Origin of the sequence: Lacinutrix sp. Bg11-31 (genome assembly GCF_002831665.1) — a bacterium.
Taxonomy (GTDB): Bacteria; Bacteroidota; Bacteroidia; order Flavobacteriales; family Flavobacteriaceae; genus Lacinutrix.
The window spans coordinates 2,474,982-2,497,420 of sequence record NZ_CP025118.1 but is presented as its reverse complement, the minus strand read 5'-3'; the positions used below and the strand labels follow the sequence as shown (position 1 = coordinate 2,497,420).

General features: G+C 31.4%; 13 protein-coding genes. 7 read left to right on the top strand and 6 right to left on the bottom strand.

All coding sequences use genetic code 11. The annotated features are described in order from the left end of the window. Positions 1–2: 2 nt before the first annotated feature. Positions 3–737 (bottom strand): LytTR family DNA-binding domain-containing protein, encoded by a 735-nt coding sequence (locus CW733_RS11255; protein ID WP_100998796.1) that lies wholly within the window; start codon positions 735–737, stop codon positions 3–5. Positions 738–1,646: 909 nt separating this feature from the next. Here CW733_RS11255 and CW733_RS11245 point away from each other — a divergent pair. The 3 genes from CW733_RS11245 (at position 1,647) to CW733_RS11235 (ending at position 6,152) form a co-directional block, all read left to right on the top strand. Beyond that, positions 1,647–2,921: a ribonucleotide-diphosphate reductase subunit beta gene (locus CW733_RS11245; protein ID WP_100997272.1), complete on the top strand. Its 1,275-nt coding sequence runs from the start codon at positions 1,647–1,649 to the stop codon at positions 2,919–2,921. A 2-nt stretch (positions 2,922–2,923) separates the two neighbouring features. Beyond that, positions 2,924–4,717 (top strand): ribonucleoside-diphosphate reductase subunit alpha, encoded by a 1,794-nt coding sequence (locus CW733_RS11240; protein ID WP_100997271.1) that lies wholly within the window; start codon positions 2,924–2,926, stop codon positions 4,715–4,717. A gap of 505 nt (positions 4,718–5,222) precedes the next feature. Further along, positions 5,223–6,152: a hypothetical protein gene (locus CW733_RS11235; RefSeq protein WP_157811570.1), complete on the top strand. Its 930-nt coding sequence runs from the start codon at positions 5,223–5,225 to the stop codon at positions 6,150–6,152. A gap of 77 nt (positions 6,153–6,229) precedes the next feature. Here the strand turns inward: CW733_RS11235 and CW733_RS11230 are convergent, their stop codons facing one another. Next, positions 6,230–7,081 carry an OmpA family protein gene (locus CW733_RS11230; protein ID WP_100998794.1) on the bottom strand — a complete coding sequence of 284 codons (852 nt, stop codon included), beginning with the start codon at positions 7,079–7,081 and terminating at the stop codon, positions 6,230–6,232. A gap of 157 nt (positions 7,082–7,238) precedes the next feature. Here CW733_RS11230 and chrA point away from each other — a divergent pair, with 157 nt between their 5' ends. Next, complete coding sequence (gene chrA / locus CW733_RS11225; protein ID WP_100997269.1) at positions 7,239–8,357, top strand: chromate efflux transporter; 1,119 nt, start codon at positions 7,239–7,241, stop codon at positions 8,355–8,357. 63 nt (positions 8,358–8,420) lie between these two features. Here the strand turns inward: chrA and CW733_RS11220 are convergent, their stop codons facing one another. Continuing rightward, positions 8,421–10,700 (bottom strand): inorganic phosphate transporter, encoded by a 2,280-nt coding sequence (locus CW733_RS11220; RefSeq protein WP_100997268.1) that lies wholly within the window; start codon positions 10,698–10,700, stop codon positions 8,421–8,423. Positions 10,701–10,781: 81 nt separating this feature from the next. Further along, positions 10,782–11,984, bottom strand: a complete 1,203-nt coding sequence (locus tag CW733_RS11215; protein WP_100997267.1) for a porin — start codon at positions 11,982–11,984, stop codon at positions 10,782–10,784. Between the two features lie 394 nt (positions 11,985–12,378). Between CW733_RS11215 and CW733_RS11210 the strand changes: the two genes are divergently transcribed. Beyond that, entirely contained in the window at positions 12,379–12,738 is a 360-nt protein-coding gene (locus CW733_RS11210) for a toxin-antitoxin system YwqK family antitoxin (protein WP_100997266.1), read from the top strand. A gap of 75 nt (positions 12,739–12,813) precedes the next feature. Here CW733_RS11210 and CW733_RS11205 read toward each other — a convergent pair whose 3' ends face one another. Next, positions 12,814–13,980, bottom strand: a complete 1,167-nt coding sequence (locus CW733_RS11205; protein WP_100997265.1) for a multidrug transporter — start codon at positions 13,978–13,980, stop codon at positions 12,814–12,816. Between the two features lie 38 nt (positions 13,981–14,018). Continuing rightward, positions 14,019–16,844, bottom strand: a complete 2,826-nt coding sequence (locus CW733_RS11200) for a TonB-dependent receptor (protein ID WP_198520072.1) — start codon at positions 16,842–16,844, stop codon at positions 14,019–14,021. Positions 16,845–17,023: 179 nt separating this feature from the next. Here CW733_RS11200 and CW733_RS11195 point away from each other — a divergent pair, with 179 nt between their 5' ends. Then, a complete protein-coding gene (locus CW733_RS11195; RefSeq protein WP_100997263.1) occupies positions 17,024–18,364 on the top strand; it encodes a deoxyguanosinetriphosphate triphosphohydrolase in 1,341 nt (446 codons plus the stop codon). Between the two features lie 82 nt (positions 18,365–18,446). Beyond that, positions 18,447–22,439, top strand: coding sequence for a thrombospondin type 3 repeat-containing protein (locus tag CW733_RS11190; protein WP_100997262.1), 3,993 nt, complete (start codon positions 18,447–18,449; stop codon positions 22,437–22,439).

Genomic DNA, 22,439 nt, shown 5'->3' with positions numbered 1-22,439 from the left:
TATTATAGTTTTTCCAGGAAGTCCGATTTTCTTTGTCGTGCAACTGGTATTTTGTGATTAGATTCCATAATAACATAACCATCGGTTTTTAAGAATTCTTTAATTTTTAAAAGGTTTATTACATATGAATTATGAATCCTAAAAAAATCGCCTTTAGGTAATAAAGCATTTACTTCTTTTAGTTTTTTTGTTACTAATACCTTTTGTCCATCGTTTAAAAATATAGTACTGTAATTACCATCAGACTCTACAAAAATAATATCCTCAATATTTAAGAATAATAATTTACCATCTGTATTAATGGTAATCTTCTTTTTGTTTTTAGTGTTTGTAAAATTTATTAGTATGTCTTCTATCTTATCAGAATTTATAATACGAGACCTAAATTTTTTAATTTTAGAAATGGTTAATTTTAAATCGTCTGAATCTACAGGTTTAAGCAAATAATCTAATGCTTCGTTTTTTAGCGCTTTAATAGCATACTCGTCATAAGCAGTTGTAATAATAACAGCAATATCTTTTTGGTTGAGTTGTTCTAAAAACTGAAAACCATCCATTGTAGGCATTTGTATGTCTAGAAATAAACAGTCTGGAGTATTCTTGCTTAAATAGTCTAGTGCATCTTCTGGTATAGAAAACGTTTTTACAATTTCTATTTCATCACTAAAATTAGTAAGTTCCCAACTTAGGCCTTGTATAGCCTTTGGTTCATCGTCAACAATTACAGCTTTAAGCATATTTAAGAAGATTATTACATAAATATAGTACATATAAAAGACTTTGTATTGCTATTATGTGTGAGTGGTAAATAAAGGTGTGTAAGTAGTATTGTATTCTTCATTTTTAGAATCTGTTTTGTATTGATGTAAACCAAGCATACAAAATGCTAGACCAATTATACATTTTCAGGTTTTAATTTTAGGAATAGAAACTATATTTATCTAAGATTAGTTTTAATTAGTTTAAAACGGTAAAGCAACCTTTTTAATAAGTTGCTTTATAAAGATTACGCTATTAATCAACCACCGAAAATGAGCAACACAATGTGTTGCTCATTTTTTTTTTTTTTTTTTAGATTTTTTTTTTTTTTGAAATTATAAAGTAGTATGTACAATATTCTTGCATTTAAATTTTTAATGTTGTTTTTCAAGAAGTGGACTTCTGTTTTAATTTTATAAAGTAGTTGTATCGTTAATTTGTCAAAATCATCGATTAAAGTCTTTACATAAATATCATTCAATATTTTAATTAAGTTTTATAGCAAAATAAGTGTGATTAAAAAAAAATCAAGAATGCTTATTTCACTGCTGCTAAGAGATTATGATTATTTCAACTAATTAAAAATCAATTATTTACATATTTTATAGAGAACGCCCTAAAACAAAGGGCTTTACCGTTTTGTTAAAAACTTGTTGAAAACGTTTACAAAAGGACCTTTCTTTTTAAGCTACAATTAGCAATCTTTGTTGAGGGCAAAAAGAGTACATTTTTTATGTTCTTAAATAGAAATAGAAATTAATTTTTTTAGAAAGCTCACCATATTATTCCTTTTAAAAGGAAAATTTTAAACCATTTTTACAGATTAACCATTAAAATTGAATGACACTAAGCGTTCTCGTGTCACTTTAGCTATTAATATAAGAAATATGGAGATTACACAAATTATAAAAAGAGATTACGAAACAAGCCCTTTTGTTTTAAATAAAATCTCTAATGCTATTGAAAAAGCAATGCTTTCTGTAGGTAACGGAACAAAAGAAGATGCGAATTCAATTTCTGTAAGCGTTTTAAAAACGTTATTAGATAGAAAGGAAAAGGATTATAAATATGTGCCAACTGTAGAGCAGGTACAAGATCTAGTTGAAGAAAAACTAATGGGAAGTCAATTCCCTAATGTTGCAAAAGCTTATATATTATATAGAGATGAGCAAACTAGAAATAGAAAAACAAATATTTTTGAAAAACGTATAAACTTAAAACCTTACGAGTACCCAGCACTTAATGATTATGTAGATGCTATTAGACACTCTTACTGGATTCACTCTGAGTTTAATTTCACAAGTGATATACAAGACTTTAAAACAAAATTAACCATAGTAGAGCAAAATGCTATTAAAAACACAATGCTAGCAATTTCGCAAATAGAAGTTGCAGTTAAAAGTTTTTGGGGAGATTTGTATAATAAAATGCCTAAGCCAGAAATAGGATCTGTAGGGGCTACTTTTGCAGAAAGTGAAGTTAGACATCATGATGCTTATTCGCATTTGTTAGAAATTTTAGGATTAAACAATGAGTTTAAAAACCTAAAAAAGAAACCGGTAATAATGCGTCGTGTTCAGTATTTAGAAACAGCATTAAAAAACGCAAAAAGCGAAGACAATAAAGAATTTGCAGAATCTATTTTATTATTCTCACTGTTTATAGAGCATGTGTCTTTATTTTCTCAGTTTTTAATAATTATGGCTTTCAATAAGCATAAAAACATGCTTAAAGGTGTGTCTAATGTAGTTGAAGCAACTTCTAAAGAAGAACAAATTCATGGTGATTTTGGGATTGATATTCTTAAAATAATTAAAGACGAAAACCCAACATGGTTTGATGCAGAACACGCAGCTCAAGTACAAGATTTATGTAAAGAAGCATTTGAGTCTGAAAGTAATATTGTAGACTGGATTTTCGAAGCAGGCGAATTAGATTTCTTACCGAAAGACGTTATTAACGAGTTTCTTAAAAACCGTTTTAACAACTCTTTAGAAAGTATTGGAATTGAAAAAGTATTTGAAGTAAACGAAAAATTAATTGCACAAACCGAATGGTTTGACGACGAGATAATTGGAACTAAACATGGAGATTTCTTTGTTAAGCGATCAATAAATTATAGTAAAAGAACAAAAAGTATAACTAGCGACGACCTATTTTAAATATGAGCAACCAAACAAAACAAAACACCGAAGCAAATCTAGGCCAAGAGGCTAAAACATCTAACAACGATGAATTAATTAACGCTAGAAAAGAAACCCTAAAAGAAGCTAGTAAACAACCAGAAATAAAATGGTTAACAGAAAACAGTCGTAAATTTCTAGCTTCAGGTTATCTAACAGGTGATACAACTCCAGAAGAACGTATTAGAGAAATTGCAGAAAATGCAGAATCTATTTTAAAAATAGATGGTTTTGCAGATAAGTTTTATGGTTATATGGCAGAAGGCTATTACTCATTAGCTTCTCCAGTGTGGTCTAACTTTGGTAAAAAGAGAGGTTTACCAATTAGTTGTTTTGGTTCGCATATAGATGACGATATGGGAGATATTCTATATACGCAGTCTGAAGTAGGAATGATGTCTAAATTAGGAGGTGGTACTTCTGGTTACTTTGGTAAATTACGCCATAGAGGTGCTCCTGTTAAAAATAACGGAGAATCTTCTGGAGCTGTACATATCATGCAACTGTTTGAAAAAATGGTAGATGTAGTAAGTCAAGGTTCTGTAAGAAGAGGTCGTTTTTCTCCATATTTACCTATCGAGCATCAAGATATTGGTGAGTTTTTAGAAATAGGTACAGAAGGAAATCCAATACAAGAGTTAACACATGGTGTAACCGTTGGAAACGACTGGATGCAAGAAATGATTGATGGAGATCAAGAAAAAAGAGCAGTTTGGGCAAAAGTATTACAACGTAGAGGAGAGATAGGTTACCCTTATATCTTCTTTAGAGATAATGCTAATAATGCAGCTCCAGATGTGTACCAAGATAAAAATCATGAAATTTACGCAAGTAATTTGTGTTCGGAAATCATGTTGCCTACAAACGAAAGATGGTCTTTTGTATGTGTATTGTCTTCTATAAACGTATTACATTACGATAAGTGGAAAGATACAGATGCAGTAGAAACTATGGTGCAGTTTTTAGATGCCGTTTTAGAAGAGTTTATTACTAAGTTAGAAGATTATAGAGATTCAGATAATAGAGACGATAGGCAAACATTCATGTTCATGGAGAAAGCTTATAATTTCTCTAAAGAAAACAGAGCTTTAGGTTTAGGTGCTTTAGGATGGCACTCTTTATTACAATCTAAAATGTTGCCTTTCGATAGTCAAGAAGCATTTAATTTAAATAGTGAAATATTTAAAACCATTCAAGAAAAGTCTATTAAAGCATCAGAAGGATTAGCGGAGTTATTTGGCGAGCCAGAAGTATTAAAAGGATACGGAAGACGTAATACTACATTAAATGCAGTAGCACCAACAACATCATCTGCTTTTATTTTAGGACAAGTATCTCAAGGTATTGAGCCAATTTGGTCTAACTGTTATGTAAAAGATATAGCAAAAATAAAAACGACTATTAAAAACCCGTTTTTGGTAGATCTTTTAAAAGAAAAAGGATTAAACACTGTAGATACCTGGAAGAGTATACGCGATTATGATGGTTCTGTACAGCATTTAGAAGGACTTACAGATCAGGAAAAAGAGGTGTTTAAAACCTATTCTGAAATAGACCAAATGACATTAATCTATCAAGCAGCAAATAGACAAAACCATATAGATCAAGGACAATCTTTAAACATAATGGTGCATCCAGATATGCCAGTTAAAGAGATTAATAATATATATGTTACAGCTTGGAAACTAGGAGTTAAATCTCTGTATTACCAACACAGTATGAATGCAGCACAGAAATTCAAGCAAAAGAAAGAGTGTGCTAGTTGTGAAGGATAATTAGTAAGATTTTATTGAAATTAAATATAGAAGTGCCTTGATAAAGACAATTCAAGGCACTTTTTTTAGTGCGTAAATTGAAAAGGAAAAACGACAATAAATAACTGTATATCAGTTTTTTATGTATTTTTTTAAAGAGTTTGTAAAAATGGAAATTAATAAAGAAGGTATATGTAGATAATAATAAAGCTGAAGATAAGTACTGAAAAAAGGGACATTAAGAAACATCCCTCTTGGCTTTTTTTACAATAATTGGTTTGCGGCCTATTTTGTATTAAAAAATACGAGATTAAAATCTCTTACTTTCTTCTTCAAAGAAACAAAAAAATAAACAAAATTTGATTCTTCTTGCCAAGTTAAATATTTCTTAAAAAAAGATTAGTCATAAAAACTCAGTATTAATAAGGGTTTTAAGACGAATTAATTATCAACAGGTTCTTGTTAATAAAAGAATTCAAGAACTGAAAACAAGAGAAACATAATGGAAACATTTATTATTTTTCGAGTGGCACTCGTTAACAAAGCTAAAGAAGAACAAGTCTTAAGTCATTTCAATGGTGAAAACGATTTATTAGAAGTTTGTAATCAGTCTTATTATTCTTTAAGAAAGAATAAGGCTGACTATATGGACAGTCAAGGAAACAAAAGAGTTTTTTCTATTAGTTCTGAAATCGATTTTTTAAGAACAGAAAGGATGCTAATCACACATTTTGATTCTGCTTACACAGGCGATGAACCTGAAATAAGAAATGGAGAGACTAATACTTTAAATTACAAAGTTAGTAATACAGAGTTAATAACAAGAAAACTATTTTCATTATGCTATATCCCTAAAAATTCAAAGTATGGATATGTAGTTTTTGAAACTAAAGCAAAACATGGTGTTAAAATAATGTTTGAAAGACAATTACAAACATTCTTAAAATCTGCTGGCTATAATGACTATAGAATTGTCCTAACACCTGCTTTAAATTATAATTACTTATCTAATTTTATTATTAATGGTAAGCTTAAGAAAGTAAGGTTAATTGAAAACACTTTTAAAGAGCCAGTGCAATTATCCTTATTTAGGGAGGTCGCTACGGATTTAGTTTCTCAATCTGCAAGAGAGATTAAGTTTAAGAGCAAGACAGAGATATACGTTATTAAGAATGAATTATATAATCTATTCTTTTCTGAGTCAAATGAACATGATAAGATCAATTTTATGAATATTAATGGAATTGACGATGTTTCATTTGAGATTAGTTGTAATGGTTCTACTAAAATATTTTACACAAAGGACAGGAGTCGTATGAGACCTATTATAAATGTCTCTAAATTATTAGAATATGTAGATGGCGAACCATTATATAATTCTATGATTGAAGTTGCTATGACTTCGATTAAAGAAATATTAGGTTTTAATTCTCTAGATATTGATAAGGCAGCTTAAAGAAAGTCTTTATTTTGTACAAAAAAGCCATCTCAATTGAGATGGCTTTTTTTATAAATATATAATTTTCACTTCAATTAGTTCGATGCCATTAAAGCAAAAAACTTATCGATATTTGGAAGTAGAATTATTCTAGTACGTCTGTTTTTAGAACGTCCCTCTCTAGAGTCGTTATCTGTTAACGGTTGGTAACTACTACGTCCAGAAGCGATTAATTTTTCTGGAGATACATTAAAGCTGTTTTGTAATTTTCTTACGACAGATGTTGCTCTTAAAACACTTAAATCCCAGTTATCTGAAACTTTAGCAGTACTAATAGATCTTGCATCTGTATGGCCTTCTACCATAACATCTATGCTTGGTTCAGAGTTAATAACATCTGCTAATTTTTGTAAAATACCGTTAGCTTTATTGCTTAATTTGTAGCTTCCGCTGTTAAAAAGCATTTTATCACTAATAGAAATCATAACTACAGTTTCGTTAATATTTACAGAGATATCTTCATCTTCATTTAAAGAACTTGTATCAATTACACGATTTAAACTGTATTCTACAGCAAGATTCATAGAATCTTTTAAAGTTCTAGCCTGACTCAATTTGTAAGGATCTACTTTAGTTAATGTGTTACGCATTTGCTGTTTAGTTAAATTTGAAGCTACTGTACCATCTGGTGAAATATCAAGTTTGCTATCGTTTTCCAACTGTAAACCTTCGTTGTCTGTAACTAGAGAATTAATTTTTGCATTGTAATCGCTTACACGAGCTTCAATTTTAGCAAATTTTGCTTCAAGTTCTTCTTTTTCAACCTTAGTCTTAGTTAGTTCACTAATTACTTCTCCTTTTTCTTGTTCTAATGCAACGTATTTCTTTTTTGAAACACAACTTGCTAAAATAATAAATGCGAATACTGAGATTGCTGTTTTTTTAATAGTCATAATTAAGTTTTAGAGTTTTATATAGTTACGTTGAATTTGTATTTGTAGACTTCTTAGAATTTAGATTTTAAATAAATTTTAACAAATAGGAATCTGTTTAGTTTATCAATAGATTAATTATATTCATACTTTTAAAACTATAAAGCAAATAATGAATAATAAGCTTAAAGAAGTTGCACAAGTATTTTTTAAATTAGGATGTTTTGCTTTTGGTGGTCCAGCAGCTCATATTGCTATGATGGAAGATGAGGTTGTAACAAAAAGAAAATGGATGACGCGAGATTATTTTTTAGATCTTATTGGGACTACTAATTTAATTCCAGGACCAAACTCTACCGAAATGACTATGCATTGTGGTTACGAACGCGCTGGAAAGAAAGGGCTTTTTGTAGCAGGTATATCTTTTATTTTTCCAGCAATAGTAATAACAGCTTTATTGGCATACTTATATGTTAAATATGGTGAGTTGCCAGAAGTAGCACCATTTATATTTGGTATTAAACCAGCGGTATTAGCTATTATAGCTTCTGCTGTATTAAAGCTAGGCAAGAAAGCTGTTAAAACTACAGAATTAACTGTTTTAGGCGTGTTAGTTTTAATTGTTACACTACTAGGTGTAAATGAAATTACAGCGCTTTTAAGCGCAGGAGTTTTAGGTATGCTATATTTTTATATTAAAGAAAAAAAGACAACAAGCTTAAATAGTTTTTCGCCAATGCTTTTTTCTTCTGGTTTGGCATTAACAAAACTATCTACATTAAAAATTTTCTTAGTGTTTTTAAAAGTAGGCGCCATTTTATATGGAAGTGGTTATGTGTTATTTGCTTATTTAGATGCAGAGTTAGTTACAAGAGGCTGGTTAACTAGAACAGAATTAATAGATGCTATTGCTGTAGGGCAGTTTACACCTGGTCCTGTATTATCAACATCTACTTTTATTGGCTATCAACTTTCTGGATTTACAGGAGCATTAGCAGCAACAACTGGAATGTTTTTGCCTTCTTTTTTGTTTGTCTTAATTCTTAATCCGTTTATTCCAAAAATGCGAAACTCTAAAGTACTGCGTTATTTTTTAGATGCAGTAAATGTTGCAGCAGTTGCTGTTATGCTTTCAGTATTAATTGTCATGACTAAAGAAACAGTCTTAGATTGGAGAGGAATAGTAATAGCTTTAATTGCTACAGTTTTAGTTTTTAGAACGAAAGTGAGCCCGATTTGGATTATTATAATGGGAGCTTTACTTGGTTATGTTCTAATCGAGTTCTTGTGATTTTTAAAAACAAAAAAGCCATCATTTTAAAATGATGGCTTCCTTAATACTTAAATGTGTAATCTATTCTTCAGTATCAGGAATAGTTGCTATTTCTACAGAACTATCATGAGAGCCATGATATTCTTCTAGTAAGTTCATTGTTGCCGATAATAAATCTTTAGTTTCTAGTAATAAACTGAAGTATAATGTTGTGTTTTTTGGGCTAGATTCTTCAGTTCTTGTACGTGCTACTTGCTTTACAATTTTAGAAGTTACTAAATCAAATAAATCTTTTTTACGACCAATAATATCTCCAATTTGTTCAAAAGATCTAGAATCGAAAGCATTTTTTGTGTCATTAAAAAGTGCTTCTAATGCATCATTAACTTCTTTTAATTCTTTAATCTGACTAAATTTAAGGTTTTTGTGATTATTATTAATGTGTTTATGACTTGTTTTAGATATGTATTCTAAAGACTGTGTCATATCTTGTAAGTAGCCTAAAATATTAATATAAAAACTACTCGCTCTTAAACTTGTTTCGTCTAAATTTTTAATAAAGTAGAAAATGTTATCTCTTAAGCTATCTACTTCGTCAGATAATTTAGTGACTTGTTTTTTATTCTTTTTAAGTAGCGAAGTATCTTGTTTTGCAAGACCTCTAATGGCATTACTATAAATAGTGTTTCCACGTTTTACAACACTAGCAATATTACTAGCACTTTCATGTATAACACCTTGTACAGAACTACTTCCTGTTTCTTTTAAGCTATCTTCTTCTACTGTTTTGTTTGAAGATTTTTTGTGTGATAAGTAGTTTCTAATTAATAAGAAAGCTGTTATTAATAATAAAATAGGAGTCATTACTTGTGGGTTCCAGTTTATTAAAAACACGACAAGTCCAGCTGCTACAAAAGCACCAAAGGCAGTACCAAACCAACCACCAATAACATTTAATACACCAGCAACTCTGTAAACAGCACTTTCTCTTCCCCAAGCACGATCGGCAAAAGAGGTTCCCATAGCAACCATAAATGTTACATAAGTTGTAGACAAAGGTAGTTTCATTGAGGTTGCGATAGCAATTAATACACCAGCAACCATTAAGTTTACAGAAGCTCTAATCATATCGAAAGCAGGAGCATCTATACTCTGGTCTTTATTTAAAGCAGCAGTATCAGGTTTTTCGAAACTTTTACCCATACTTTCTTGAAGAGACTTAGGTATAATAGAATTTATGGCATTAGATAACCAAGTTGTTCCTTTTACAACACCTCTTGATAGCATGTTTGGTTCAAATTTTTCGTGGGTATCTCCTTGACGAGATAGACTTAACTCTGTTTCTGCAACTGTTTTTGCTTTTTTAGAAAACCACAATGTTAATACCATTATTGCACCAGCAATAAACAGTAGAAAAGGCTCTGCAGGCATTTTTTTGCTTAATATAGACATAGACATTGTGCTATCCATACCTCCAGCAATCCATGCTTCGTAAGAGTGATACGCTGCCATTGGTACACCAATAAAGTTTACTAAATCGTTACCAGAGAATGCTAATGCTAAACCAAAAGTACCTACTGCGATTACTACTAATAAGATTGATTTTTTTGTTACGGCTTGAAATGCAAACGAAACACCTGTCCATAGTAAAAAGCTGCCAAGGATAATAAGGATTTCTTGGCCTTCAATAAAATCTTTTAACTCATTATAATATGGAGATCCTTTTAATCCTTTTAAAAAGATAAAGTATGTAATGGCTGTTAAACAGAAAGCACCAAAAAAGGCACCAAAGTTTTTTATTCTTTTTTCATACTGAAATGTAAAGACTAGTCTAGATATCCATTGTACTAACGCACCAACAGTAAAGGCTATAAAAACGGACATTACAATACCTCTAATAATTTCAATGGCCTTTTTAGTGTTAATATAACTACTAATATCTGATAAAGTTTGTGTGCTATCTGGAGCATTAATTTTTATTAAAGACATTACAACTGCAGCACCTAGCAAATTAAATACAATAGAAACTGTTGTAGAAGTAGGTAAGCCTAGAGTGTTAAAGAAATCTAGTAATAAAATGTCTGTAATCATTACAGCCATAAAAATGTACATAATCTCTTCGAAACTAAACATGCTAGGGACAAAAATACCTTTACGTGCTACTTCCATCATTCCGCTAGAGAATACAGCTCCAATGAAAATACCTAAACTAGCTACTATCATAATAGTTCGCATAGAAATGGCTTTTGAACCAATTGCTGAGTTTAAGAAATTAATTGCGTCGTTACTAACTCCAACTACAATATCAGCTACTGCTAAAACCGTAATGGCAATCAACATAAATAAATAAATATTATCCATAATTTTTAATTAAAATAAGTTTGCAAATATCATAAATGTTATTGAGTATAATGTTATCTCAATGTTATGTTTTATTTCTGTTTAGAAATGAAAATCGAATCCTATTCTAAATGTAATATTATCATCATTTCCATCTAAAGTAGTGTAGCTAATATCACTTTGTACTTTTAATTTGTGACCTACTACGTATTTAGATCCACCTAGAGTATATTGTTCTTGAGGCAAACTACCTGTAATAGTATCATAATCTACTGTTGTAAATCGTCCAGCAATTTCGTAATTACTTTTAAATAGATAACCAGCTTGTAAATTTAAAGCGTTTCCAGTTAAAACGACATCACCAGTTGGTATACCATCTAAATCTATAGCAACTGCATTTTCTGCACTACGAGTTGCATATTCACCCATAAAAGAGAATCCTTGATATTTAAACATAGCGTCTACAAAAATGGTAGTTTGGTCTGTTTCGTATAATGAATCATCACTTCTAAACATGTAATCACCTAATCCGCTACGTTCTCTTACAGCATCTTGGTTATAGTTGTAAGTAGTACCAACCATTAATTTAGGTGTTACTTCACGTTTTAAATCTGCTTGAACATAATCGCCTTTAGATTTAAACTCACCAAGTGGTAAAAATTCAACACGTCCAGTATATTGTAAACCTCCAATGTTTCCTTCGGTAACATTACGTCCTTCTCCTTGAGAGATTGATAATTTTTGACGCATTAAAAAGTTACCTCCTAGGTTAGATTTGTGACGTAATTGAATACCTAAATCGCGATCAATATTAAAACGACTGTTTAATAAAGAACGATCTACTAATTGAAGATTTGCAGAAGAGACAACACGTTCAATATTACCTGGTAATTTTGTTTGTCCAGCCCAAAGTTCCCAATTGTCTGCAAAATTCCACATTAAAACAGCATCTAAAATAATACGAGGTGTGTTTCTGTTAAATTCATTAGCGCCAGAAACATCTCTATTCGATAAACCTAATTCTATTTTATATTTTAATTTTGTAGTGTAAGCAAATCCGCTAAACTTTAAACGTGCACGACGTACAATAAAGTTATGATCTGGACTTTCGTATTTATTTCCATCATGATCCCAAGAAGACATTGAGCGCACTTGAAAACGAGGTGCGAATTTTATACTAAACGAGCTGTCTTTGGCTGTAAAGTTTATTAATCCTTTTCCAAATTTAGTGTCACTTATTTCTTGAGCATTTGTAGAAATAAAGGCGCACAGCAATAATGCTGTAAGTGTAATTTTAAGTCTCATTATAATCTTTAGTTTTTTGTCGATGCAAATAACTGACTCTAATGTTAACTAAATGTTTCTAAATGATTAATTTTTAAGTGATTTTGAATAAAAAAAAGACTGCTTCGGCCAAAAGCAGTCTCATTAGAAATCATAATAATGTAGTCGACAAAAACTAATAGATTATATGAAAAACTAATTGGTTTGTCTTAAGACATGGTAAAGATGGTGAGTTTACTTAAAGTTAATGTAAACCTAATATTAAGTAAATATTAAATTTTTTAATGTTAAATATTTTTTACAGCATATTGATATATAGTATTTTACACGCCCAATGTTAATTTAATGTTATGTAATTGTTGCGTAAATGTTATGAAATAACTATATTTGGATTATAATGTTAAAACCCATAATTATGAAGAAATCAATTTTATTTTCAATTGCCTTTTTAATTGCTGTGGTAACTTTCGCTCAAGATAAGCGAGATTTAAAACTTAACAAAGACACTAATTTAATTGAAGTTGTTTATTATCATGACAATGGAGTTGTAAGCCAAACAGGTGCTTATACTGTAGATGGTAAATTACAAGGAGAGTGGCTTAGTTATAACGCACAAGGCAAGAAACAAGTTTCTGCAAATTATGATAATGGTAAAAAAGTCGGCAAGTGGTTAATCTGGAAAGATGCCACTCTTAAAGAAGTAGATTATAACAATAATGCTATTGCAAGTGTTAGTGAATGGAAGATAAAAGCTCCTGTTGCTGATAACAATTAAGTTATTGAAATTAAACAAATAAAAAAAGCATCTTCAAATTGAAGATGCTTTTTTTATTTGTAAAGTTATTACTCGTTATTGAACAGTCCAGTTTGCTCCCCAAGTAGTATAGTCTGTACCAGTTGCAGTACCTTCATTTGTGTAAAAATCTGCAATTGTAAAAGTAACAGTTGTATCGTTTTTCATATTTAATGTAACATCAACAAAAGTAACTCCAGTAACTTGTAAATCGTCGCTTACTACACCATTTCCTGTATCTAAATCGTCTAAATCAAAACCTTCAGCATAACCAGTAATATGAATGTTAGAAAAGATACCTTGAGTACCTGCTCTTAATCTTACAGCTTCCGAAGAGTTTGCAGAACCTTCACCAACAATTGTTACATTGTTTAATGTTGGCTTAGAGAAAACACCAGTAGCATTACTAAAGTCTGTATTGTAACCATCTGCTTCAATTGCTTTATCATCTGTAGCTCTATTAGAGATGTAAACATCTGTTAATGTTCCAGAAAAACCTTCCGTCCAATCTACCGAGTCATCTTCGGCATTTATAACAGAGATAAAACTAGCGTTTACTGTACCTCCAAAAAACTCAATACCATCATCTTTTCCTTCGATAGCTTGTATGTGGTTTACAGTTGTACCATTTCCTACACCATAGAATGAAAACCCGTTGTTTTCAGATTGTCCATCTGCTGCACCACCAGAATATTCAACTCTTACATAGCTTAAAGAACCAGAATTATCATTTGCAGTATTTCCACCGTAAGGTAAACTAGCAATTTCTGAAGTAGCAGTAGCTGTTCCTGTTACAGAGTTTATTGGCGCTTTTCCTAATAAAATTAATCCTCCCCAATCTCCAGCTAATGGATTAGATGAATCTGAAGTAAATACAATTGGACAACTTGCTGTACCGTTTGCTATAATTTTAGCACCTTGAGAAATGGCAACATAAACATCTGCACCAGAAGATAAAGCTTCAATAGTCATGCAAGGAGGAATAGTTAAAGTTGTTCCGCTTGCCATAATTAAAGAACCATTGATTTTGTATGTGTTGTTAGCATCAAGAGTTAAATCTTCAGTATAAGTACCAGATAAGAAAATTGTTGCTGGATCAGTTTCACCTCCACCACCAGTAGTGTTGTTTGTTGTAGAGTTTATTACAATGTCAGAAGTATCGTCTGTTGTGCAAGAAAATACCGAAGCTAATATTGCTAAGCCTAAAATTAGTTGTTTTTTCATCGTGTTCTTTTTAATTTGTTTTTAATTAAGAGTTGTAGTTAAAATTTATATTTAAGTTGAAGGTTTATGTTTAATCCGCGTTTGTAGTTTGTAATACCTTTTCCGTTTGCCGAAGTCACAAATATGTCGCCAGCTCTGGCATCTTCTCTTACATATTGTATAGAAGGATCTAATATGTTTTTAGCACTAAAGTTGATTTCAAAACCCTTGTTTATGGTGTTTTTCCAAATAAAATCTAAAGTAGGAACTCCTTTTTCTACAATGTTTCCTAAGTCTCCAGATCCTAAAGCATCAATTCTGTCTGAGAAATAAGAGAATACTAGGTTAGCTACTGGTTTGTAATTTTTAAAAGTTGGAGAATAGCTTATGTCTGCATTTAATATTAATGGTGAAGCACCTTGTAGTTCGTCTTCCGTTTTATTGAAAGCTAAATCGAAAGTTTCATCTATTGTTGGGTACAAGTCTTGCTTAGTTTTCATGTAAGTAGCATTAATACCAAAAGATAAGTTTGTATTATCTTCATTATCAACTAAAATATTTTTTCTTAATTCTACTTCAATACCATATACGGTAGCTTTGTCTCCCGTTCTAACATAACGCTGTGTTCCAGTGGCATCACCAACTACAACTAAGTTAATTGGATCGTTAATTTGTTTAGTAAAAGCACCTACAGAGAAGATTTCACTTCTACTAAAGAACCATTCGTATTTTAAATCAATATTTAAAATTTTAGAATAACCTAAAACATCTGGGTTACCACCAATTCTTGTAGATACATCTTCGTATACAAAAGGAGCAACTTCTTTAAATTCTGGAACAGAAACAGTTTGACTAGCAGAGAAACGTAGGTTTTGATCTTCGTTTAAAGCATATTTTACATTTAAAGTAGGAAGAATAAAAGTCTCTTTAAACGAGCGTTCGCTGTTTCCTTGATTACCTAGGTTAATAACGTTGTATTTAATAGACTGGTCGAAAGATTCTAATCTAACACCAGGAACAAATAACCATTTTTCGCCAGCTTTAATTTCAGCATCTGCATAACCAGCAGCAATACTTAATTTACCAGAATAAGTGTTTTCTGGTAAGCCAGGTAGGTTAGTATTTCCTAAAGTTTGATTTGGATCTGTTGTGCTTACAGGAATGCCGTTTATTACTGAAATATCGTATCCTGTTGTGTTGCTATCAAAACTAATGTTCGATAAGGTAAAGAAGCTATCAAAGTTATTTACATCTGTTACTGCATATCCATTATCCTGGATGTCGTAACCATAACGGATGTTATCAAATTGTCTTGTTTTGTATCTTCCGTTGTAACCAAAATTTAATTTAAGGTTCTCATTAGCTTCGTAAGCTAAGTTAAGTTTACTATTGTACTCATCGTCTTCAATATTTTGGAAATAACGTTGATTATCGAAATCTACATTACTATAAAAACTTGGGTTTGTAGTAGGATCATTATCAAAAGCAAGGTGGTAGTTTTCTAAACTTATACGCTTTCTATCTGGTTGGTTTGCATATACTTTATTGTATCCAAATCCCCAATCTAATTCGTATTTCCCAGATTTATGATTTCCTAATAATTGGTTTACAAACATTCTAGTTTGATCGAACTGTACATTCATTTGGTAAAAACCTTCGTCTGTATTAAGAATTGCATCTCTGTTTTTTCCTTTACCATCAATACCGTAATAACCAATTTCGTCTGAAGAGCTATTAATAAATACAGAGTTGAATTTTAAACTATTATCACTATTTATTCTATAGTTTAAGTTTGTCATAGCAGTTGTAGTTGTGCTATACTCATATTCTTCGGCTGCATCAAAACGCTTTTTTTCTACAGTCGAAAAATCTACTGCTTTACCAAATCTGTACTCGTAATTGTTTTCGAAAGAAGCAGTAGCAAAAACACTTAAACGAGATTCGTCATTAAATTCAAACGTGTTACCTATAGATGCTCCGTAGTTAATGTTTATAGGTGAGCTTACATTTTCTGGATCGATACCATGAGATAAAATAATAGCAAAAGGATTATGCTCATATCTGCCATAGTAACCAAAATATCCAGTGCCTTCACTTCTTACAAAGTTTTTATCTATTGCGTTTGTGTTAAAACCAGAGCCAGTCGATACATTAAAAGATAAATTACCTTTATGTTCTTTTGAAGTTATATCTATGTTTCCAGCAGAAAAATCGCCATAGAATCTAGAAGAGTATGCTTTACTTATAGATACGTTTTGTATAACGTCTGAAGAAAATAAATTTAAGTCGATGTTCTTTTTATTAACATCGTTAGATGGCAATGATAAACCATTCATAGTAGTGTTTAAGTATCTATCACCAAGTCCACGTACATAAACATTACTTGATCCTTCTTGTTTAGATACACCAGAGATTTTAGCAACTGCACCAGCAGCATCACTAACACCTTTTCTAGATAATTCGTCTGCTCCAATACTTTGCTTAATTTCGACTGCTTTCTTTTGGTCTAAAAGTAAAGCGGTTTCGCTTTCACGTTTTGTAGTGGTTTGTAATACAACTTCGTCTAGAGCAGCAGCGCTTGCTTTTAAAGTAATGTCTAAAACCTTATTCTCATTTGCTTTTAATTGAAAAGGGATGTTTTGTGTTTCGTAGCCAATAAAGCTAAATTCAATAATATAATAACCAGCGTCTAAATTTTCAATCTTATAAAGCCCATCAAAATCTGAAGAAGTTCCTTTATCCGTTCCTTTAATTAGAACGTTTGCAAAAGGTAGCGGTTGGTTGTTAAACTCTTGGTCTAATACTTTTCCGGAAATAGAAGTGCTGTTCTGGGAGAAAGTAAGTAATGATGTTAGTAAGGTAATAGTAAATAAAAATTGTTTCATTTTATAGTTTAATTTCTGCTGCAAAGAAACCATCAACATGTAAAGTCAAGGTTAACTAGAGGTTAAACCTTTTTCATCAAAACGTTAGTTTAATGTTATCAAGGTGATTATGTTTTTATAATTAGGAAACCTTAATTTAACATTGAAATTTATATCTTGCATGCAATTAATAGCTTACTATGAATTGGGAACAACTACTATCGTTAAAACGTTTTGGCGACACAAATAAAAGATTACGTAAAGAACAGGATGAAACACGTTTAGGTTTTGAGGTCGATTACGATCGTATTATTTTTTCTTCGGAATTTAGAAGCCTTCAAGATAAGACACAAGTTATTCCATTATCTCAAACCGATTTTGTGCACACGCGTTTAACACACAGTTTAGAAGTTAGTGTTGTTGGTCGCTCTTTAGGACGACGTGTTGGACAGAAAATATTAGAAAAACATCCGCATTTGCAAAATATTCATGGCTACCAAGCACACGATTTTGGAGCTATTGTAGCTGCTGCAGCTTTAGCACACGATATAGGGAATCCACCTTTTGGTCACTCTGGAGAAAAAGCGATTGGAGAATTCTTTAAGTCTGGAAAAGGAAAAGAGCATAAGGAGAAATTAAATAAAAAAGAATATCAAGACTTATGCGATTTTGAAGGTAATGCAAACGGATTTAAAATTGTTACACAAAGTAGAATAGGCAGAGAAGGTGGCTTGCGTTTAAGTTATGCAACACTTGGTGCTTTTACAAAATACCCAAAAGAATCGTTACCAAAAAAGCCAACTAACCATATTGCAGATAAGAAGTATGGGTTTTTTCAGAATGAAAAAGAAGCATTTATAGATGTTGCAGAAGAATTAGGATTAGAGAAGAGAAGTGAAAAAGATATTAGTTATGCTAGACATCCTTTGGCTTTTTTAGTAGAAGCAGCAGACGATATTTGTTACACAATAATAGATTTTGAAGATGGCATTAATTTAGGGTTAATACCAGAAGCTTTTGCACTAGAGTATTTAATAAACTTGGTTAGAGATAAAATTAAAACCGAAAAGTATCACACGCTTTCTAATACCGAAGACCGTATTAGCTATTTAAGAGCTTTAGCAATTGGAGCATTGATTGAAGAGGCTATTGATATGTTTATGAAAAATGAAGAAGCCATTTTAGCAGGAACGTTTAGTGATGGATTATTAGATAAAAGTAAATACGAAGCCCAAATTGATGACATCATTAAGTTAAGTGTTGAGAAAATTTATCAATCTACAGAAGTTGTTGATAAGGAAATTGCTGGTTATGGAGTATTAAGTACTTTGCTTGAAACCTATACAAAAGCAGTGAATAATTGTTTTGATAATACAGCGTCTAATTACGATAAACTAATTCTAAAAGGTTTACCAAAAACTATAAAAATAGACCAAGAAAGTTTATATGAAAGACTTTTGAGTGTTTGTCATTACATCTCTTTATTGAGTGATAGTCAGGCTATTATTCAATATAAGAAAATAAAAGGGTTTAGTTTTTGATTATAGGATCTTTTAAATTTTAACAATAAAACTCTTAAAGTATTAATAAAAATAGGTATTTTTAAAAACTTAAAAAAAAAACATGAAAAAGAAAATTATTATTCTAACATCTTGCGTTTTAGTATTTATCGCACTCTTTACATTATCCAATAATGAAGAGAGGCAACTTACAAATCAAGTTGCTACTAAGAAAACTCATAAAGAGAACTTGGAAAAAAGCCCATTTAAGGACATGCTTAAACTAAGTAAGCCTGAAAGGAAAGCTGCGGGTTTAACACCTAATAAATATTATGAGCAAGAATGGGAGTTGACTATGAATCCTGTATTAGGAAGACCAACCTATGAAAATTTAAAACAAATTAGAGCAGACCAAGTACAGAAAAGAGATGCTTTTTTAGCCTCTGCAAGAGTGCCTGGAGACGCTATTGATAATAGTTGGATAGAAAGAGGTCCAAACAACGTAGGAGGAAGAACAAGAGCAATTATGTTTGATCCAAATGATTCTACTAACGAAACGCTTTTTGCTGGAGGTGTTAGTGGAGGTTTATGGAAGAATACTAAAATTTCTGATGCTAATACAACTTGGACAAGAGTTGATATTCCAGAAAATTTAGCAGTAAGTTGTATTACTTTTGACCCTAATAATTTCAATATCTTTTATGTTGGAACAGGAGAATCATATGTTAATGGAGATGTTAATGGAGATGGTGTATGGAAGTCTGAAGATGCTGGGACAACTTGGGCTAAAGTATTTGGAGGTATAACAGGACCAACTACTTTTGAGTCTGCTTCAAATATTACAATAAATACGCCTAGTAGTATTACAGGAGATTATTTATCTTTTCCTACTACTGCTTTTGGTACACAAATAACTAATGTAATAAGTAGTGATATAGTATTGATTGAGTCAGCTAGTGTTACTCAAAACGGAAATACATCTACTTCAGCACAAGGTTGTGGAGCTGTAACAAATCCTGCTGCACTTAGTGGTAAAATAGTTCTAATAAGAAGAGGTGTATGTAATTTCACCGTAAAAGTTAAAAGCGCTCAAGACGAAGGAGCACTAGCTGTAATTATGATGAATAATGTAGAAGGACAGCCTGTTCCAATGGGAGGAACTGATCCAGCTGTAACAATTCCTTCTGTTATGATTTCTAAAACCGATGGAGATATTATAGAGGCTGCTGTATTAGCAGGAGCTGTCTCAGGAGATTTAAATCCTTCAACAGATACTTTTACAGGTAACCTAGTACCAGGAATACAGTTTGTAAACGATATAAAGGTTAGAAATAATAATGGTGTTTCTGAAGTATATGTTGCTGCAGGAGATAGTTTTTATGGTGCATCAAATGCAACAACTTATCTTACTGGACCAGAATATGGATTATACCAATCTATAGATAATGGTGTTAGTTGGAATGAAATAACAATGCCTTTAACAGCAGATGGAAATAAACATTGTCCAAATGATATTGAGATTGGTGCTGATAATGATGTCTGGCTTTCTACTACAAATAGCTCTCTCTTTGGAGATGGTGGTGGAAAAATATTTCGATCGGTAGATGGATTAAACTTTACTTTAAAAAGAACTATTCCAACTGCTAGTAGAACACAAATAGCAGTTTCTGCTTCAAACTCAGAGAAAGTATTTGTTTTAGCTCAAGGAGATGATACAAATCCAGTACTTATGGAAAAGACAGAAAATGGTTTTACTACCTCTGTAGATTTAAGTTTGCCAAATGATGCTGATAGTGGAATTGATGCTAATGATTTTACTAGAGGTCAAGCTTTTTACGATTTAATGTTAGAAATTGATCCGAATGATGACGAAACAATTTACGCAGGAGGTATTGATTTATTTAGTTCATCAACTGCAGGTGCAACTTGGATTCAATTTACTCACTGGTATGGTGGATTTGGATACCAAGAGGTACATTCAGATCAACACGCTATGACTTTTGCAAATGGATCTTCATCTGTAGTAGCATTTGGTAATGATGGAGGCGTTTATTTTTCAGCAAATGCTGGTAATACAACAAGCGCAAGAAATAAAGACTTTAATACTTCACAGTTTTACACTGTTGGTGTTGGGCCAACTACAGCCTTTACAGGCGATTATTTTGCAGGTGGATTACAAGATAATGGTACACAGTTATTTGCAAATGCAAATCCTAATCAAACAGATTCTTCAACAGAACCTTACGGAGGAGATGGTGCTTATACTTTTTTCGACCAAGATGGTACAGATAGATATATGATAAGAAATTATGTGTATAATTCAGGTATAAATCTTTTAGACTTAAATACTAATACTAGTATAACTATTAATAATGAAAGTGAATCAAATGGAGCATTTATTAATCCACAAGCGTTAGATTCTAATCTAGATATTTTATACTCAAATTATTCAGCTGGAGGTAACAGTATAATTAGACGATATTCTGGTATAAAATCTCAAGCAACAGTTCAAGGTACAAGTTTAACAGATCCAGAAATGGATTCTACACCGACAGCTTTTACCGTTTCAACTCACACTACAGCTTCTTCAACACTTTTAGTTGGAACTGTTTTAGGTGATGTGTTTAAAGTTGAAAATGCAGAGAGTAACTCTCCTACTTTTATAGAATTAGACTTAGCTAATGTAATAGTCGGAAGTATTTCTGATATTGAATTTGGTCAATCTGAAAATGAAATTTTTGTAACTATACATAATTATGGTGTGCAAAATATTTGGTACACTAATAATAGTGGTGCTTCTTGGCAACAAAAAGAAGGAGATTTACCAGACATGCCTGTTAAAACGATTCTTCAAAACCCATTAAGTTTAGATGAAGTAATTATTGGTACAGAATTAGGAGTTTGGTACACAAACAATTTTTCTGCAGCTAGTCCTAATTGGAATCAAGCTTTTAACGGAATGTCTAACGTAAAAGTGTTAGATTTAGACTTAAGAGATGATAATATGGTCTTTGCAGCTACTTACGGAAGAGGAGTTTTTTCTGGAGAATTTAAAATTGACGGAACTGGTGATGAGGACGGAGATGGTGTTATAAACGATATAGATAATTGTTTAAACACTGCTAACCCTGATCAAGCAGATACAGATGGTGATGGAGTTGGCGATGCTTGTCAAGATACAGATAATGATGGTGTTTTAGATATTAACGATAATTGTCCAACAACAGCTAATACAAATCAATTAGATACAGATGGTGATGGTGTTGGTGATGTTTGCCAAGATACAGATGGTGATGGTGTTGTTGATGCTGTAGATAACTGTATAGATACTGTTAATGCAGATCAAGCTGATACTAATGGAAATGGAATAGGAGATATTTGCGATACTAGTTACACTAATGCAGATAATATTTCTTTAGAAGTTATTTCTGAAACTTGTACAGGAGAAAACAATGGTAAAATAATAGTTAATGCTAACGAGACGTATGTTACTTATACAGCAACTGTTGTTGGTAATGGTTTAAACCTTTCAGAGCAAGTAACATCAAGTTATTCTTTTGAAAACATTGCAGTAGGTTCTTACACTGTTTGTGTTGCTGTTAATGGAACAACATTCGAACAATGTTTTGAGATTAATATAGAAGCCGCAGATGTTATTGATTTACAAATTGTAAATAATAATGATGGTTCTAATATTACTTCTGTAGATGTTAGTAGAGGTACAGCACCATATACTGTTTTATTTAACGATGAGGTAATAACAATAACAAGTGATCCAACTTTTGATTTAGAACTAATAGGTTCTGGAGCATTAGAAATTAAAACAGCTAAAGCTTGTGAAGGAACTTTTAAAGCAACTATTGAAAATGCTTTAAACATTGTAGCGAGTCCAAACCCAGTTATTAACAATCTTAAAATAACATTACCAAACACTGTTACGCAATCTGAAATTAGTGTTCAGGTTTATGATGTAAATGGGAAGTTAGTTATCAATAAAAACTACATAAAAAACAACTCTAATTCTTTAGATGTTCCTTTTGCTAATTTAAACTCAGGAATATATTTTATTAAACTGAATTTAGATACTCCAGAAGTTATAAGAATTATTAAAAAATAA